The sequence below is a fragment of the Antrihabitans auranticaus genome, from assembly GCF_016481275.1.
Classification (GTDB): domain Bacteria; phylum Actinomycetota; class Actinomycetes; order Mycobacteriales; family Mycobacteriaceae; genus Antrihabitans.
Genome location: NZ_JAEMNW010000002.1, coordinates 192,910 through 209,176, shown reverse-complemented (window position 1 = coordinate 209,176; position 16,267 = coordinate 192,910). Strand labels below are relative to the sequence as shown.

General features: G+C 64.6%; 14 protein-coding genes. 2 read left to right on the top strand and 12 right to left on the bottom strand.

Annotated features, from left to right (window positions below):
- Positions 1-6: 6 nt before the first annotated feature.
- Positions 7-1,275 (bottom strand): saccharopine dehydrogenase family protein, encoded by a 1,269-nt coding sequence (locus JGU72_RS08910; RefSeq protein ID WP_199684519.1) that lies wholly within the window; start codon positions 1,273-1,275, stop codon positions 7-9.
- A gap of 149 nt (positions 1,276-1,424) precedes the next feature.
- On the opposite strand from JGU72_RS08910, the gene JGU72_RS08905 reads away from it, so the two are divergent.
- Positions 1,425-3,239 (top strand): SDR family oxidoreductase, encoded by a 1,815-nt coding sequence (locus JGU72_RS08905; RefSeq protein WP_199683462.1) that lies wholly within the window; start codon positions 1,425-1,427, stop codon positions 3,237-3,239.
- A 51-nt stretch (positions 3,240-3,290) separates the two neighbouring features.
- Here JGU72_RS08905 and JGU72_RS08900 read toward each other — a convergent pair whose 3' ends face one another.
- The 9 genes from JGU72_RS08900 to iolC form a co-directional block, all read right to left on the bottom strand.
- Positions 3,291-4,196 carry a metal-dependent hydrolase gene (locus JGU72_RS08900; protein ID WP_199683461.1) on the bottom strand — a complete coding sequence of 302 codons (906 nt, stop codon included), beginning with the start codon at positions 4,194-4,196 and terminating at the stop codon, positions 3,291-3,293.
- A gap of 173 nt (positions 4,197-4,369) precedes the next feature.
- Positions 4,370-5,071, bottom strand: a complete 702-nt coding sequence (locus JGU72_RS08895; protein WP_199683460.1) for a TetR/AcrR family transcriptional regulator — start codon at positions 5,069-5,071, stop codon at positions 4,370-4,372.
- A gap of 172 nt (positions 5,072-5,243) precedes the next feature.
- A complete protein-coding gene (locus JGU72_RS08890) occupies positions 5,244-6,074 on the bottom strand; it encodes a GtrA family protein (RefSeq protein WP_199683459.1) in 831 nt (276 codons plus the stop codon).
- An 86-nt stretch (positions 6,075-6,160) separates the two neighbouring features.
- Positions 6,161-7,657 carry a CoA-acylating methylmalonate-semialdehyde dehydrogenase gene (locus JGU72_RS08885; RefSeq protein ID WP_199683458.1) on the bottom strand — a complete coding sequence of 499 codons (1,497 nt, stop codon included), beginning with the start codon at positions 7,655-7,657 and terminating at the stop codon, positions 6,161-6,163.
- A 76-nt stretch (positions 7,658-7,733) separates the two neighbouring features.
- A complete protein-coding gene (locus tag JGU72_RS08880) occupies positions 7,734-8,747 on the bottom strand; it encodes a Gfo/Idh/MocA family protein (protein ID WP_199683457.1) in 1,014 nt (337 codons plus the stop codon).
- Between the two features lie 77 nt (positions 8,748-8,824).
- Positions 8,825-10,756 (bottom strand): 3D-(3,5/4)-trihydroxycyclohexane-1,2-dione acylhydrolase (decyclizing), encoded by a 1,932-nt coding sequence (iolD, locus tag JGU72_RS08875; RefSeq protein ID WP_199683456.1) that lies wholly within the window; start codon positions 10,754-10,756, stop codon positions 8,825-8,827.
- Positions 10,757-10,760: 4 nt separating this feature from the next.
- Positions 10,761-11,615 (bottom strand): 5-deoxy-glucuronate isomerase, encoded by an 855-nt coding sequence (gene iolB, locus JGU72_RS08870; RefSeq protein WP_307828360.1) that lies wholly within the window; start codon positions 11,613-11,615, stop codon positions 10,761-10,763.
- Positions 11,616-11,619: 4 nt separating this feature from the next.
- The gene (locus JGU72_RS08865) at positions 11,620-12,501 is read right to left on the bottom strand and encodes a Cgl0159 family (beta/alpha)8-fold protein (protein WP_199683455.1); all 882 of its coding nucleotides are present in this window, start codon (positions 12,499-12,501) and stop codon (positions 11,620-11,622) included.
- On the bottom strand, positions 12,494-13,471 hold the full coding sequence (gene iolC, locus JGU72_RS08860; protein WP_199683454.1) for a 5-dehydro-2-deoxygluconokinase: 978 nt from the start codon (positions 13,469-13,471) through the stop codon (positions 12,494-12,496). Before iolC ends, JGU72_RS08865 begins: the two co-directional genes overlap by 8 nt.
- Before the next feature lie 187 nt (positions 13,472-13,658).
- On the opposite strand from iolC, the gene JGU72_RS08855 reads away from it, so the two are divergent.
- A complete protein-coding gene (locus JGU72_RS08855) occupies positions 13,659-14,396 on the top strand; it encodes a GntR family transcriptional regulator (protein ID WP_307828359.1) in 738 nt (245 codons plus the stop codon).
- Here JGU72_RS08855 and JGU72_RS08850 read toward each other — a convergent pair.
- Positions 14,386-15,159: a TIM barrel protein gene (locus tag JGU72_RS08850; RefSeq protein ID WP_199683452.1), complete on the bottom strand. Its 774-nt coding sequence runs from the start codon at positions 15,157-15,159 to the stop codon at positions 14,386-14,388. The genes JGU72_RS08855 and JGU72_RS08850 overlap by 11 nt on opposite strands.
- Positions 15,156-16,172 carry a Gfo/Idh/MocA family oxidoreductase gene (locus JGU72_RS08845; protein ID WP_199683451.1) on the bottom strand — a complete coding sequence of 339 codons (1,017 nt, stop codon included), beginning with the start codon at positions 16,170-16,172 and terminating at the stop codon, positions 15,156-15,158. The genes JGU72_RS08850 and JGU72_RS08845 overlap by 4 nt, the downstream gene beginning before the upstream one ends.
- Positions 16,173-16,267 lie beyond the last annotated feature (95 nt).

Genomic DNA, 16,267 nt, shown 5'->3' with positions numbered 1-16,267 from the left:
CCACGTTCACCGCGCGGCTGCGCCCACCAGTTCGTCGACCTGGATGTCCACGCCTGCGCGCACCAAGCGATCCAGCAGCGGGTCACCCATCGCCGTCGCGGGCGTCAGCACTCCGCCACTGCGCGAGAGGCGGTCCGTATCGAGTGCCAGCGCCAGTGCCGACTCACCGAGCAGTACAGCAGTAGCGGCATAGCCGGGGTCACCCTGCATCGCGAAGCGCGCGCGATAACGCCTGCCCGACGACGTCGTCGCGAACGTCTCGATCGCGAAGAAGCCTTTCGCACGCGACCGCTCGCTCGGTCCTGTTCCCGGCCGCGGGCTCAGTCGAGCCAGCAGGCTGTGCGGCACGAACCGCAGCAATGGCGAGAGCGCCACCCCTGCGGTGAGTCCGCCCGCCAGTACAGCCGCCGGCACAAGAGCGAACGGTGTTCGACCGAGGGACATGACCTCGCTGTACCGAAACTCGCGGCCGTACGCGAAGTCGCGTATTGCATTGCTACGACGCACGATCCGCGTGTTGTACGGACCCATGAAGAATCCTGCCGTCCAACCCGAGAGCGAGCGGTCGATACCGGCCGCGCGCTTCAGCGAGCCGTCGGATTGACGGCCCAGCTCGGGCTCGGCGGCACGGACGGGACTCAGCGTGTAAGGATCGACCGCAAGTCGGCGCGCGGCTGGATCGGTAGCCATCTCGCGCAGCTGCGCGAGCCCGGAGGCCGCCGTTCCGCCGCTCACTCCGCCGCGAATCCGCCGCACCACCAGCGTGGTCTCACGCAGCTCGCCGGCATCGTCGGCCAGCGCCCGGCGGTACAGCGCATGGACGCTGAGATCCGATGGAACCGAGTCGAATCCGCAGCTGTGCACGATCCGTGCGGTCGTGTCGGCAGCCTGCTTGTGATAGCCGTCGATACTGCGCCGGACGAACAACGACTCTCCCGTCAGATCCGCGTAGTCCGTTCCCGCGGCGGCGCACGCCGCGACCAGGGGCAAGCCGTGCTCGGTGTAGGGACCGACCGTGCTGACGATGCTGCGAGCGCTCGCAGCCAGGGCGTCGAGCGAACTCTGATCTGTCGCGTCAGCGAGAACGATGGCCCAGTTCTCCGCTGCGGGACCGAGTCCTGCGCGCACTGCCTCGAGTTTGCGTTGCGAGCGCCCGGCAAGCGCGATCCGAACATCGGTCGGTGCTGCCTTCGCCAGATAGGCAGCGGTGAGGCCGCCGACAAATCCTGTCGCGCCATAGAGCGCAATGTCGTACTCGCGATCGAGATTCTGCACGCCGGCCACGTCTCTCCCTTTAGTTCAAACATGCAGTACCCAATACTGCTGGTTCCGTGTACATTCTCGAGTGTGTCGCACCTCGCACGACGTGTCAACGCGGCGGCGGCATTCGGGCAGTCACATTCGACCGCGGACGGAGAACCGATATGACGTCGGAGCAAAAGTTGGACCCCACACTGGCGCAGCCGACCTCGGCGCCTGACCCAGAAATCACCGAACGGTTCGTACGTAACGGCGACATAGACGTCGCCGTCTTCGAGCAGGGCAACCCAGCGGGTGAGACCGTGCTCCTGCTGCACGGCTGGCCCGACTCCCATCACCTCTGGGACGGCGTCACACCACACCTGACCGATCGGTTCCACGTCGTATCTGTCGACAACCGCGGCCACGGAAAGTCGACCAACCCCAGAAGCTTCCGAGATTTCCGGCTCGCCGCCCTCGCATCCGACTACCTCGCCGTGATCGACGCGGTGAGCCCTGGCAAGCCGGTACACGTTCTCGCGCACGACTGGGGCAGCGTTGCCATGTGGGAAGCGGTCTGCGAGGCAGGTGCCGGAGAAAGAATCGCCTCGTTCACCTCGGTCTCAGGTCCGAACGCCGAACACATGGCGATCTGGGCGCGCAGCAAGTTCGCGCGACCGACCCCGAAGAATCTCGCTCTTGCACTGTCCCAACTGGGCTCGATCGGCTACATGTTCTTCTTCATGACGCCGGTCGTCCCGAAGGTCGCATTCGCCGTCGGGATGAGCGAAAAGCGCTGGCGGCAGGGACTTTCCCGCGCCGAGGGTGCGGCACTCGACGACATCCATCTGGGTCCCACGTTCAAGAAGGACATCGGAAACGGCCTGCGCATCTACCGGGCCAATGCGATCCCCGCACTGGCGCGCCCCCGCGAGCGGTTCACCGACGTTCCGGTCCAGATCATCGTCGGCACGCGCGATCCCGCGATTCGCCAGTCCGGCTACGACGACGAACCGAAGTGGGCGCCTGCGGTATGGCGACGCGTCATCAAGGGCGGGCACTGGTTGCCGTTCTCCCATCCGGAGTTCCTCGCCAACGCTGCGACCGAACTGATCGACGCCGTGGGCGGAAAGCCGCCTGCCCGCACTTTGCGCAGAGCCGAAATGGGCAGAGCACGAATGCCATTCGATGATCAGCTATTGGTTATCACCGGCGCCGGTTCGGGCATCGGGCGCGCGACGGCGCTGGCCTTCGCGCGCGCGGGTGCCGAAGTCGTCCTGTCCGACGTCAATCTTGCATCCGCCAAAGAGACAGCAGCGCTGATCGCCGAGCAGGGTGGACTGGCGCATGCCTACCAACTCGATGTCGGCGATGCGGACGCCATCCAGAAGCATGCGGACGTGGTCGTCGAAAAGCACGGTGTTCCAGACGTTCTGGTGAACAATGCCGGGGTCGGCCAGGCAGGACGATTTCTCGACACTCCCCCGGCCGAGTTCGAGCGGGTCCTGGACATCAACCTGTACGGGGTTGTCAACGGCTGCAGAGCATTCGGGTCGAAGATGGCAGAACGTGGTCTCGGCGGACACATCGTGAATCTGTCCAGCATGGCCGCCTACTCACCACAGCAGGGCTTCTCGGCTTACTCCACCAGCAAGTCCGCGGTCTTCATGTTCTCCGACTGCCTGCGTGCCGAGCTTGCGGGTGCCGGAATCGGCGTCAGCACGATCTGCCCGGGCATCGTCCATACGAACATCGTTGCGACAACGACCTTCTCCGGCGTTTCGAAGGCGGAGGAAGCGAAGAAGCAGGAGCGATTCGACCGCCTGTACCGGATGCGGCGGTATGGCCCCGAGAAGGTCGCCAGGCAGATCGTCAAGGCAGTCCAGAAGAACAGGGCCATCGTTCCGGTGACACCCGAAGCGCACCTGCAGTACCACGCCAACCGCATCGCCCCTGCGATTACCCGGTTTGCGGCAGGCCGGGCAGACATCACGTCGTAGCGACGGTCGTTGGCAGATGCGGCCGCGGCGGAAACGCCGCGGCCGCGTGTGCTATTTCACGTGGTCGACGAGTACGCCGTCGGCGCCGAAGAGGTGCTCCTGCCAGCGCTCGAGCAGGGCCTCGGTGTCGATGTCGTCGGGGTGAAAACCCGGTCGCAGATACTTTGCGAGCTCAGGCATCAGGCCCCTGAACACCGGTCCACGGAAGAGCCCGTACGCCTCTCGCGCCAAGCGCAGTGGCTGTTGCCGAGCTGTCGGATCCTTTGCCAGCGAGATCGTCAGCGTGGTGAACGTGAACGGGATGGTGAACGCATAGATGGCTGCCATCACCGCGATTCGCATCCGTTCGCTCCCGCCGACTGCGCGGTAGACGTCGAACGCAACCGACTTGTGTTCGAGTTCCTCCATCGCGTGCCAGTTCAGCAGGTGCCACATCTCCGGCTCACCCGGGATCGCCTGGATCTCGTCGCTGGAGAGTACGCGTTCGGCCAGGACGGCGGTGTAGTGCTCCGCAGCGGCTGTCATTGCCAGATGCAGCCGACCGGGCAATCGATCTTCGACCCGAATCTGCCTTTCCTTCAATCTATCCCGATCGAGCCACTCGATCGGATAGCCCAACTCGACGAGCTTCTGATTCAGCCTGCGGTGTTCCATTCCATGCATCGCCTCTTGCCCGATGAACCCGGCCACACGCTTCTTCAGCACCGGGTCGGTGATCTGATCGGCGAATCGCCGCACCGATCTGATGAACGATTCCTCACCCGGCGGAAAGCCCGCCGACAGTCCCGCGACGAAGTGGCTGAACACCACGTCGTCGTCGACGAAGTACTTCTCCGTTGCGCCATCCGCACCGAAGCGGAAGCGAATCCGCCGCGTCTTCGGGTATACCGCCACCGCGGCATCTCCGGTCGATCCGTTTCGCTGGGCTTTCGTTTGCACGAGTCCACGACCTTTCATCGAACATTCAGTATCTAGTACTGCGAGTTCTAACTTTGCCGAGAGTAGGACTCGATCCGCGGATACGCAAGACCCACGACGCGTCAGCGAGGCGCAGTCGGTTCGGCGGGTGCACACAACGATCAATCGGCACCGCCCGGTGAACAGCGTTGCCGATGAGGCTGTTTCGAGCTCTAATCCGAGGCTTCGGAGAGTTCCTCGTCCGGATCGAGCAGAACGCCACGAGACTTCGCCGAAGCCGCCAATGCACCCCAGACGAACACGGTCAGTTCCTCGACGAGCGCGTCCTTGTCGATGGTCGGCGTGTTCAGCCAGCGCAGTACACCGAGCGCCACTGCCCCGAGAATTGCGTCGACCACGTACTCGACATTCTCGCCGTTTCCGCCGCGCACCCGAAGAATGACGCTGACCAGTCCCGCCGCAGCATCCGAAAGCGCGCGACCGCGCTCCAACAGGTGTGTCGACGAACGGCCGCTGCTGAACTGCGAAGTCACAATGAAGCGAAAGACATTCGGCCGCTCGGCCACCAGATCGACATACGCGCGCAACGTCGACCCGACGGCATCCAGCGCGGTCCCGGACAGGACCAGGTGCGGCGCCAGGCGCTCCAGGATCATGTCTTGCACGCGTTCGCTCACCGCGCCGAACAGCTCGTCCTTGTCCTGGAAGAACCGATACAGCTTGGGGCGCGGCACCTCGGCAGTGCTGATGATGTCGTCGATGGAGAGGTCCGGGCCGTACTCGTCGATCGCCCGCAACGTGGCTTCGATCAAGTCGGCTCGCACAGCTGCGCGGTGCTCCCGCCAGCGATCGGTCCTGGCGTCACCCTTCAACTCCGGTAGGCGGGTTCGCCGCGGAGTCGGGTCGGTCGCCATCCGTCGAATCGTAGTCGACGTGGCCCTGGCCAGGCCATGGGCTAGCCCCCGTTCAGCCCGCCCCCGTCGAGGAAGACCACGGTGAGCGTAGGATCTGCGAACAGCTTTCGGATCGCCGAACGGACCTTGTTGTGAATCGTCTGCGGAGTATCCGAATAGACGATCGACACCTCTACCTCGCTGTGGTGTGCGCCGTCCGGCGCACGGACAAGCGCACTGGCGGCGCTGTCGAGCACTGCGAATGTTGCTGTGATGTGCTGGATCGGTTCGAGCGTGTGATCAGTCCGATAGCCGGCGACGAACGCCTTGTGAGCCACTGCTGTCCCTCCGCTGCGTCAGGGTGATGAGGTCGCACTCGTTCTCGGTCTACGTCCCGCCAGCCCAGGATATTCGATGTGCGACGCCGCGCTTGCTGAAAGGATGCTGATCCGTTGCGCGCGTGGACTAGTTCGGCGGCGGCAGAGCCGCACTCGAGCATCCGAGCCTGGCGGGAACAACGATTCCCAACCACGTCGGTCCGGAACCGTTCGAGGCCGGCTGCTGGTGCCGGCGAACCGGTAGCTCGGCCGACATTCTGGTCCGCGAACACCCAGCCGCGCAGCGCGAGAAAGCGCATCCCGCCGACGGCGGCACTGACGCCGACCACGACCAGCCCGGCCCCGATGTCGCCAACCGCCGGAAAAGCGAAGTGCAACAGGGCAATAGCGGTCGAGCTGAAGATCAGACCGACGAACGCAAGCCCGCCACCGGCCCACTGCGCAGCGAACCAGCCGACCCGCCCTGCAGCACGGAAGGTAAGCCGACGATGGAGTTCGTTCGCCAGAATTGTGCTCGCAATCGTCCCGATAGCGTTCGCGAGCTGAGCACCGTCGCTGCGCATCGATACGAAGATGACGAAGTAGGCAACGTTGCTCGCTCCGCCGACCATCGCGAAACGCATGAGTTGAGTGAGCACGACCCACAGGGGGTGGTGCGCCCTGGATACTGCCGACGGCTTCGTCATGCAGTGGAGAGTACTACGTCTGTAGTGTCATTACTACAGACATAGTGCAGTTCGCGGGTGTGATGCCCGCCACCGGCACAGGGCCATCAGTTGTTCTGAGGGAAGCCGAGTTCGAGGCCACCGTGACTGGGGTCCAGCCAGCGGGTGGTGACCACTTTGCCGCGAGTGAAGAACTGCACACCCTCGGTACCGTGAGCGTGCATGTCACCGAACAGGGAGTTCTTCCAGCCGCCGAAGCTGTAGTAGGCCATAGGAACTGGAATCGGCACGTTGATCCCGATCATGCCGACCTCCACCTCGTTCTGGAACCGGCGGGCCGCGCCGCCGTCGTTGGTGAAGATGGCGGTGCCGTTGCCGTACTGGTTCGAGTTGATCAGGCGCAGAGCCTCGTCATACGTACCGACGCGCACAACAGACAGCACAGGTCCGAAGATTTCGTCGGTGTAGACACTCATATCGGTCGCGACGTTGTCGAGCAGCGTCGGCCCGAGCCAGAACCCGTCTGCGCCGCCATCTGCGTCGACCACGCGACCGTCGAGTACCAGAGTGGCACCGTCGCGTTCACCAGCATCGACGTAGGAGGCAACCTTGTCGCGGTGCACCTTCGTCACGAGCGGACCCATGTCCGCATCTCGCGTCCCGTCACCGGTCTTGATGGTCCGCGCACGATCGGCGATCTTGCTCACCAGTTCGTCGCCGACCCCGCCGACGGCGACGACAGCGCTGATCGCCATGCACCGCTCACCGGCCGAGCCGAACCCGGCGTTGACGGCGGCATCGGCAGCCAGGTCCAGATCCGCGTCGGGCAGCACCACCATGTGGTTTTTCGCACCGCCGAGCGCCTGCACTCGTTTGCCGTGCGATGTTCCGGTCGCGTAGACGTATTGCGCGACCGGTGTGGACCCGACGAACGAGATCGCTTTGATCTTCGGGTTGGTCAGTAGTTCGTCGACGGCGGTCTTGTCACCTTGGAGCACGTTGAATACACCTGCGGGCAGCCCGGCTTCGGCCCACAGTTCCGCCATCCACAATGCAGCACTCGGATCTTTCTCCGACGGCTTCAGCACGACACTGTTGCCGGCGGCAATCGCGATCGGGAAGAACCACATCGGCACCATCGCGGGGAAGTTGAACGGTGCGATGATTGCGATCGGGCCCAGCGGTTGCCGGATAGCGGACACATCGACCTTCGTCGACGCATTCTCCGTCATGCCGCCCTTGAGCAGATGCGGCATGCCGCAGGCGAATTCGACGACCTCCTGGCCGCGGCTGATCTCGCCGAGCGCATCGGAGAGCACCTTGCCGTGCTCGGCGGTGATGATCTTCGCCAGCTCAGGTTTGCGGGTGTTGAGCAGTTCTCGAAACGCGAACAGGATCTGGGTCCGCTTCGCCAGCGACGTATCCCGCCACGCCGGGAACGCGGCCGCAGCAGAGTCGATGACATGCTGCCCGTCCGCGACACTCGCCAACGCGACCTGACCGGTCACCGCACCCGTAGCCGGGTTGGTGACCGGTGCGGTATCGGTGGTGGTGCCCGCGAACGGCTTGCCGTCGGACCAGTGCTGAATAACATTGTTGGGCATAGCTTTACCTTTCATCGCAGCTCGGCGATGTAGTTGTTCGTGATACGGAATTTGCGATCTCGGACCAGACCGGGCCTTACAGGCCTGCACTTTCCCGAGTCACCATCTCGACCTCGACGCGCTGGCCGGATTCCAGCGAGACAACGCCGGCAGCGCAGACTGCTGCCGCCGCATAGCCATCCCACGCATCCGGCCCATCGACGTTCGTCCCGGCCTGCACGGCGTCTACCCACCGCTGAATTTCGGTGTCGTAGGCCTGCCCGAAGCGGGCGCGGAAGTCCGGGGTTACCTGGCCACCCCAGATGCCGGGTGCCGACTTACGGACGAGCCCGACACCCAGACCGATCATCGCGCTACCGCGTTCGGCGACAACCTCGGTACGCACCTCGTATGCAATACCGGTGGTGACGAACACCTCGGCGTCGACCAATCTGCCACTCGCGGTCTCGAGCAGCGCAAACTGCGGATCCTGCAGTCCCGCAGGAGCATACGACGTCGTCGCCGGCCTGTGGACCGTGATCGCCACGATCTCCTCCGCCAACAGGAACCGCGCGACGTCCACTTCGTGCACCAGCGAGTCCTTGACGATCATCGCGCTGTCGAAATGCGAATGCACGGCAGGATTGCGGTGCGCGCAATGAACGAGCAGCGGACGGCCCAGCTCCCCGGAGTCGATCAATGCCTTGAGCGCCTCGTACTCCTGATCGAAGCGGCGCATGAAGCCGACCTGAATCAGCCTGCGGCCCAGCTCTGCCTCGCGCTTGACCACCTCGAGCGCCGTCGATACGTCTGTGGTCAGCGGCTTTTCGCACAGCACGGGCTTGCCATACTCCAAGCAGGCCAGTAGCTGCTTCTCGTGTGTCGGGCCTGGCGTTGCAAGCACCACGGCATCGACATCGTCGGCGGCGATCGCATCCAACGGGTCCCCCACCACGCGGGCGCCCGGGACGGTCGCCGCGACAGCCTCCGCCTTCTCTGCGACGTAGTCGTTGACGACCGAGACCCGTGCGCCGCTGATGCGCCTGGTGATTCGCTCGACGTGGTCGGCACCCATGAGGCCGACTCCGAGCACGGCAATACGCAGTTCCATAGTGTTCGAATCCTTGGCTCAGTCGAAATGGACGGACGGGATCCCGTAGGGGGTCTACCTGCTCACGAACAGACCCTTCAACTACCGGAGGGTCGGAAGTAAGTGCGTTGCACGCGTTTCCACGATTCGTAGGTCGCGCGAGCTTTCTGCGTCGACCCGAGTGTCGACGTCCCGGAAACCGGCACGTCCCACCAGGACTCGCTGTCGGGCGCACCGACCAGCGGATCGGTTTCGACGTGTAGCACCGTGGTGCGGTCGCTCGCCTTGGCGACCTTGACGGCGTCGGCGAACTCGCTCGCCGTGGTGATCCGGATGACGTCGGCACCGAGGCTCGCGGCGTTGGCTGCCAGATCGACGGGCAGCACAGCACCGTCGAGCCGCCCGTCGGCCGAACGGTACCGGTACTGTGTGCCGAACCTTTGCGAGCCAAGCGATTCCGACAACGATCCGATCGAGGCAAAGCCATGGTTCTGCACCAGCACGACGATGACCTTCAGGCCCTCCTGAACGGCGGTGACCAATTCGGTCGCCATCATCAGGTACGAACCGTCGCCGACCATGACGAACACGTCGCGATCCGGGCACGCCATAGCCACACCCAGGCCGCCGGCGACCTCGTAACCCATGCAGGAATAGCCGTACTCGACGTGATAGGCCTTGTCATCGCGTGTGCGCCAAAGTTTGTGGAGATCGCCGGGCATCGAGCCTGCCGCGCAGACGACCACGTCGCGCGGTTCGGACAGGGAGTTCACCAGGCCGATAACGTTGCTCTGCGTGAGGGCTCCCTCGCCGACGCGATAGGCGTCTTCGACGATTCCATCCCATGCGGCAGCGAGATCCGTTGCCCTTTGCCGGTATGCGTCGTCGACGCGGTAGTCGGCCAGTTCGACGGTCAGCGCGTCGAGCGCCTCACGGGCGTCGGAGACAACGCTCACGCCGCCCTGTTTGACCGAATCGAACGACGCGACATTGATGTTGACGAACCGCACCTCCGGGTTGCCGAAGGCCGTGCGCGACGCACTCGTGAAATCGCTGTAGCGCGTGCCGATCCCGATCACCACATCCGCCTCGGTCGCCAACGCGTTCGCCGCGGTCGTGCCGGTCGACCCGACCGCGCCCACACACTGCGGATGGTCGTAGACCAACGTGCCCTTACCCGCCTGCGACTGGCCGACCGGAATCCCGGTCAGCTCAGCGAATCGTGCAAGTTGCCCGGTCGCACCGGAGTAGTGCACGCCACCACCTGCGACGATCAGGGGTCTGCGCGCCGACCGGATCACAGCAGCCGCACGGGCGAGCGCCGCACGCTCGGGCAGCGGCCGCGCCACGTGCCAGGTCCGTTCCGCGAAAAGCGACTCCGGCCAGTCGAATGCCTCTGCCTGCACATCCTGCGGGATCGCGATCGTCACCGCACCCGTCTCGACGGGGTCGGTGAGGACCCGCATCGCACCGAGCAGCGCGCTGGGCAACTGTTCAGGGCGCCAGACTCGGTCGAAGAAGCGTGAGACCGGGCGGAAGACGTCGTTCACCGTGACATCGCCGCTGTCGGGGCGTTCCAGTTCCTGCAGTACCGGCGCACTCACTCGAGTGGCAAAAGTGTCAGCCGGCAACAGCAGCACAGGAATCCTGTTGATCGTCGCGAGGGCGGCGCCGGTGACCATGTTGGTCGAGCCGGGTCCGACACTCGCGCTCACTGCCCACGTCTGCAGACGATCTTTCATCCGTGCGTACGCGACTGCGGTGTGCACCATTGCCTGCTCGTTGCGGCCCAGCACGTAAGGCAGTGTGGCCGGGTCGGCCAACTCGGCCTGCAACAGGGCCTGCCCGATACCCGCGACATTTCCATGGCCGAAAATGCCGAAGCACCCGGCGAACAGGCGCTGCCGCTCACCATCGCGTTCACTGTATTGCACAGCGAGAAATCGAACGGCGGCTTGTGCCACGGTGAGCCGGACAGTGTTGTCGGCATTGGCGATTCGATCACCGGTTGCGTGGTTCGTTGGTGCCACGGATTCATTCCTTCTCGGTGAGGCGTGGATCTAGCTCTTGGTTCTGCCAGCTGTCTCGAACCCAGGCGCGTGCCGGGTCGTCGACGATCTTCCAGGCCCGCTCGGCTCCCGGACCGGCCATTACATTGAGGTAATACATGTCGTGCCCGGGTGCCGCAATCGACGGGCCGTGATAGCCGTGCGGAACGAGGACCACGTCACCGGTGCCGACCTCGGCCAGGACATCGATCGGGCGTTCCGGCGTCCCGTAGACGCGGTGATAGCCGAAACCGCCTTCGGGACCGGCGATCTCGAAGTAGTAGATCTCCTCGAGCTGGGACTCGTCTGCAGTGTCCTCGTCGTGCTTGTGACTCGGATACGACGACCAGTTCCCGCCGGGAGTGAAGACCTCGCACGCGATGATCGAGTCGGCAGCGAAAGCGTCGGCCGTCCCGAAGTTGCGCACCTCGCGACTACAATCCCCCGCGCCGCGCAGCTCGACCGAAACGTCGGCCGCGGAAACGTAGCGGAACGGCAGGCGCTCCGCTGCCCGCGCGCCGCAGAGTGCGAACCGGCCACCGCCCTCGGTCGCGATCGTGTACTCAGAATCTCTTCCTACGTAGGCGAAGTCGCTCGGTCCGGCGAAAACCGACGGTCGGCCGCGTAGGGCGAATTCCTCGTCCCCGCACGTCACCGTCGCCCCGCCACGAAGCGGCAAGACGATGATCTCGTCAGTTCCCGACTCCACATCGGCTTGTTCGCCCGGCGCCAGCTCACAGATCCAGAGGCTGGTCTCGGTCCACCCGGCGCTCTCGGGAGTAACGGCTACCGCGAATTTTCCGTTGCTCGCCGAACCGTGGGGCAGATGGTAGTTGCCCACTCCGTCACCGAACCATGGTCACTGCGGTCTGCACGGCCGCCGCGACGTCGTCGTCAGCCGGATACAGCAACGTCCGTCCCACGATCAAGCCGCGGACCGACGGTAGCCCGAGTGCCTTTTCCCAACTTGCGAACGCCTCGTCGGGATCCGCGGGGTCCCCGCCCAGCAGCAGGGTCGGCAACGTCGTCGAGTCCATCACCCGATCCATCTCCTCGACGACCGGCAGCTTCATCCAGGTATGAGCCGAGGTTGCTCCGAGTCCCTGACCGATGTGGACCGATTTGATGACGGCATCCGCGCTCAGGTCGTTGCGCACCTTCCCGTTCACGCGGCTGGACATGAACGGCTCGATCATCGCCATCAGTCCTAGGTCCGCGAGTTCGTTGACGGCGTTGGCGCACGCGACCATTGTGGCAACCGTTCCCGGATCGTCGAGATCGATGCGGCACAACATCTTTCCGCCGTTCATTCGGGCCTTGGCCGTGGCGGACGCGGTGGCGGCAGTCATGCGGTCGTCGAGTTCGAACCGCGCTCCGGCGAGGCCGCCACGGTTCATCGACGAGATGACGACCTTGTCTTCGAGCGCACCGAGCAGGACAAGATCGTCCAAGATGTCGGAAGTCGCAAGGACGCCGTCGACGCCGGGATTGGCAAGTGCTGCCCGAAGCCGGTCGAGCAACTCGGTGCGGCTGTTCATTGCGGTCGGCCGGTCGCCGACGGCGAGCGCGCCGCGGGCAGGGTGGTCGGCGGCAACGATCATGAGCCTGCCGTCGTCGCGCACGGTCGGCCGGGTTGTCCGCTGCCCCCAGGCGCGCTGTATTGCCTGCGGGTCAGCCGCGCGCAATGCGGTGACCTCGGCGTAGCTCTTGGCGAGTGCGTCAGACATTCACGGCCTCCTCGGCGGTCTTTTCTGCAAGTTCGGCCACTTCGGCGGCGGTGGGCATAGCGGTCGAGCATTCGAGGCGAGAGGCGACTATCGCGCCGGCGGCATTCGCATAGCGCAGAGTCTTTTCCAGCGGCCAGCCAGCGAGCAGACCGTGGCAGAGGCTGCCACCGAAGGCGTCACCCGCACCGAGACCGTTGACCACATCGACCTCGTTGGGCGGGACCGTGACCGAGGAGTGCTTCGTCTTACCGAGGACTCCGCGCGGACCCTGCTTCACGATCGCCAGTTCGACACCGAGATCGAGAAGCGCGTCGGCTGCTCTGTGCGGGTTCGTCTCGCCGACCGCAATCTCGCATTCTTCGCGGTTCCCGACAGCAACCGTCACATGCTGCAAAGCTCGCTGCACTTGCTCGGTTGCCGACGCCGCCGACGTCCAGAACATCGGTCGGTAGTCGAGATCCAGCACCGTCTGCGGAGCCCTGCCACGAGCCTCCCAAGCCGCGAAATGAGCGCTCCTGCTCGGCTCTTCGGACAGGCCCGTCACGGTCGACCAGTACAACCTCGCCGCGCGGATCGCGTTCGCGTCGAGGTCCTCCGCGCGAAGCTGCAGGTCGGGCGCACTCGGCCGGCGATAGAAGTACAGCGGGAAGTTGTCCGGTGGAAAGATCTCGCAGAACGTCACCGGCGTCGGATAGTCCTCGTACGTGCGGACGTAGGTGTTGTCTACACCGAGCGCGTCGAGTTCACGCCGCACGAACGTTCCGAACGGGTCGGCGCCGACGCCCGAGATGAGCGCGCTCCGCCGACCGAGTCGGGCGGCCGCGACAGTCACGTTTGCCGCACTGCCCCCGAGAAACTTGCCGAACGTCTCGACGTCCTCGAGGCCGACACCGGTCTGCAGCGGATACAGATCGACGCCCGACCGCCCGATGGCGAGAACGTCGTGTCCGTGTTGGGCGGTGGCGGTCAAGAGTGGCTCCCCGTCGTGCGTGCTGAGTCCCCGGAGGGCTGATTTCTACTGTCACGACAATGCGCCAAGCGAGGGGCGTATGTCAATAGTTTGTCCTGACATTCTAACTTTCAATCATTCGGTGGACGTAATCGCATACACTTCTTTCCAGCGGCCGACTCGCGGCCGCCGACGATCGGAGCTGACCGTGAACCCAACGCTCGACGTTGAGATCGACCGATCGAGCCCTGTGCCGCTGTATTTCCAACTGGCGCAGGTGTTCGAGAGTGCGATCCTCCAGGGTGAGCTGCGGCCCGGCGACAGGTTCGAGAACGAACTTGCCCTCGCCAAGCGACTGAATCTGTCCAGGCCGACCACGCGCCGCGCTATCCAGGAACTCGTCGACAAGGGCCTTCTGGTTCGCAAACGCGGAGTCGGAACCCAGGTGGTTCAGAGTCCGGTCCACCGTCCGGTCGAACTGACGAGCCTCTTCGACGACCTCGCCCGCGCAGGGCAAACGCCGATGACCACGGTTCTCGATTACCACCGCGGGCCCCCGACCGAGGAGATCGCGCGCGAGCTGAACATCTCCGTCGACCAGGACGTCGTGACGATTCGCAGACTCCGCAGTTCCATGGGCGAGCCGCTGGCCGTGATGACGAACCACCTGCCGGCAGCGTGGGCACCCGACCGCGCCGATCTGGAGGATCACGGCCTGTACCAGTTACTGCGATCCAAAGGCGTGCACATCCGCCTCGCGCGGCAGCGCATCGGCGCGAAAGCAGCAAACCGCGAAGAGGCAAAGCTGCTCGACGAAAAGTTGCGCGCACCGCTACTCACCATGAACCGCACCGCATTCGACGATTCCGGGCGAATCGTCGAATACGGCAGCCACGTCTACCGCGCTTCGCGGTACTACTTCGATACGACGCTCATCAACCGGTGAACGCGGCACGAAACGCTGTGAGCGCGGCGTTGCTGTCCCCGGCCGCCCAGGCTTCCAGGCCGACGGTCCCGGTGTAACCGATGCGGCGCAGCGCCACGGCGACGGCCGCGTAGTTGATCTCGCCCGTGCCCGGTTCACAGCGCCCCGGCACGTCGGCAACCTGCACTTCGCCGATCGCCTCCCCCGCCCGTTCGAGCATTGCGATGAGGTTTCCCTCGCCGAGTTGCTGGTGATAGAGGTCCAGCATCATCTTCACGTTCGGGTGCGCAACGGCCTCTACCAGCGCCAACGTGTCCTTCGCCCGAGCAAGCGGCACGCCGGGGTGATCGAGCACAGTGTTGAGGTTCTCCAGGCAGAACGTCACGCCGTGTCGCGCGCCCAACTCGCCCAATTGCTCCAGCGCGTGCATAGCCGTGAGCCACATTCTGCCGTCGGACCGCCGCCGCGGCCGGGCGGCTTTACCGTCGATCAGTTCGGCTGGATGGACGACCAGTCGAGTGATGCCGAGTTCCTTTGCTGCCGTGATGGATTCAGCGGCCGTTCGGACGACCTCGACGGCGCCCTCGGGATCGATGAGGTCGCCGCGCAGATAGCCCGTCATCGACGAGAACCGCGCGCCGGTCGCTGCCAGAGCTTTCAGGTCCTTGTTCTGCCAACTCCAGATCTCGACGAGGAACCCCTGCGCGTCGATCTGCTTCACACGCTCGACGATCGGCAGGTCGGTGAAGACCATCTCGGCGCACGCCGCCAGTGAGACGCTCATGCTGCAACCGCCGCGAGCCGGACCGGCGCACCGGTCTCGACGGATTCTCTTGCCGCCAAGGCTATCTCCAGCGCGGCTTTGGCATCCGCACCGTTCACAGCCGGGGGCCGGCCGGCCAGGATGCAGTCGGCAAAGTGCGCAAACTGGGCGACGTACGCGTCGTGGAAGAGTTCGATGTTGAGCCGCGGGGTTTCGATGCAAAGCCCGCCTGCCCCGTACCGGCGCATCGACGTCTGCATGAGCTCGCCCGCCGTCACCATGCCGTCGGACCCGAACACTTCACCGCGGATGTCGTAACCGTACGTCGCGGAGAAGCTGGCCTCGGCAACGGCGAACGCACCGTTGTCGAAGCGAAGCTGGACCATCGCGGTGTCGAGGAGACCCCGGTCTTTGTATTGCGGATGAATGAGGGCGTCCGCCTGCGCGAATACCTCGACAACGCGTGCATCCGGATTGAGGAAGCGCAACGCATCGAAGTCGTGAATGAGCGTCTCGTTGAAGATCGTCCACGGCTTCACTCGCGCTGCCGTGTCGACCGACATTCCCGGGTCGCGGGTGAGGGAACGCAGCAATTGCGGCGTTCCGATCTCGCCCGCTCGGATCGCGCGCTCGGCCGCAGCGAAGCCGGCATCGAAGCGCCGATTGAAACCGACCTGCAGGATGACGCCGGCGTCATGGGCAGCCGCGATCGCCCGGTCGGCGTCTGCGATGGTCAGAGCCATAGGCTTCTCGCAGAAGACGTGCTTGCCCGCCTCGGCTGCCGCGACGACCAGGTCGGCGTGACTTGTGGCCGGTGCACAGATCGCCACGGCTTGCACGGCCGGATCGGAGATCAACTCGGCAGGGTCGAGGTAGGTCCGGCGCACGTTCAATCTCGACGAAAGAATCTCTGCCGCAGGCGGTATCGGATCTGCGATCGCCACCAATTCGGTATCCGGGAGACGCTGAGCCAGTGTTTCGGCGTGAAAGCGGCCGATCCACCCGGCGCCGATCATTCCGACGCGCAGGGTCATGAGGTGTCCTTTCAAGGGTCGTACTAGAACGTTCTAGTCGAGTGAACCGCACCGGACACGCACCGGTCAATATCGTGCACGGATTTCCTAGAACG

Excerpts from the sequence above, each read along its gene's own strand:
- JGU72_RS08890 (WP_199683459.1), bottom strand. The coding sequence starts at position 6,074 with ATGACGAAGCCGTCGGCAGTATCCAGGGCGCACCACCCCCTGTGGGTC.
- JGU72_RS08895 (WP_199683460.1), bottom strand. The coding sequence starts at position 5,071 with ATGGCGACCGACCCGACTCCGCGGCGAACCCGCCTACCGGAGTTGAAG.
- JGU72_RS08885 (WP_199683458.1), bottom strand. The coding sequence starts at position 7,657 with ATGCCCAACAATGTTATTCAGCACTGGTCCGACGGCAAGCCGTTCGCG.
- JGU72_RS08905 (WP_199683462.1), top strand. The coding sequence starts at position 1,425 with ATGACGTCGGAGCAAAAGTTGGACCCCACACTGGCGCAGCCGACCTCG.
- JGU72_RS08850 (WP_199683452.1), bottom strand. The coding sequence starts at position 15,159 with ATGAGCGTCTCACTGGCGGCGTGCGCCGAGATGGTCTTCACCGACCTG.
- JGU72_RS08880 (WP_199683457.1), bottom strand. The coding sequence starts at position 8,747 with ATGGAACTGCGTATTGCCGTGCTCGGAGTCGGCCTCATGGGTGCCGAC.
- JGU72_RS08845 (WP_199683451.1), bottom strand. The coding sequence starts at position 16,172 with ATGACCCTGCGCGTCGGAATGATCGGCGCCGGGTGGATCGGCCGCTTT.
- JGU72_RS08865 (WP_199683455.1), bottom strand. The coding sequence starts at position 12,501 with ATGTCTGACGCACTCGCCAAGAGCTACGCCGAGGTCACCGCATTGCGC.
- JGU72_RS08900 (WP_199683461.1), bottom strand. The coding sequence starts at position 4,196 with ATGAAAGGTCGTGGACTCGTGCAAACGAAAGCCCAGCGAAACGGATCG.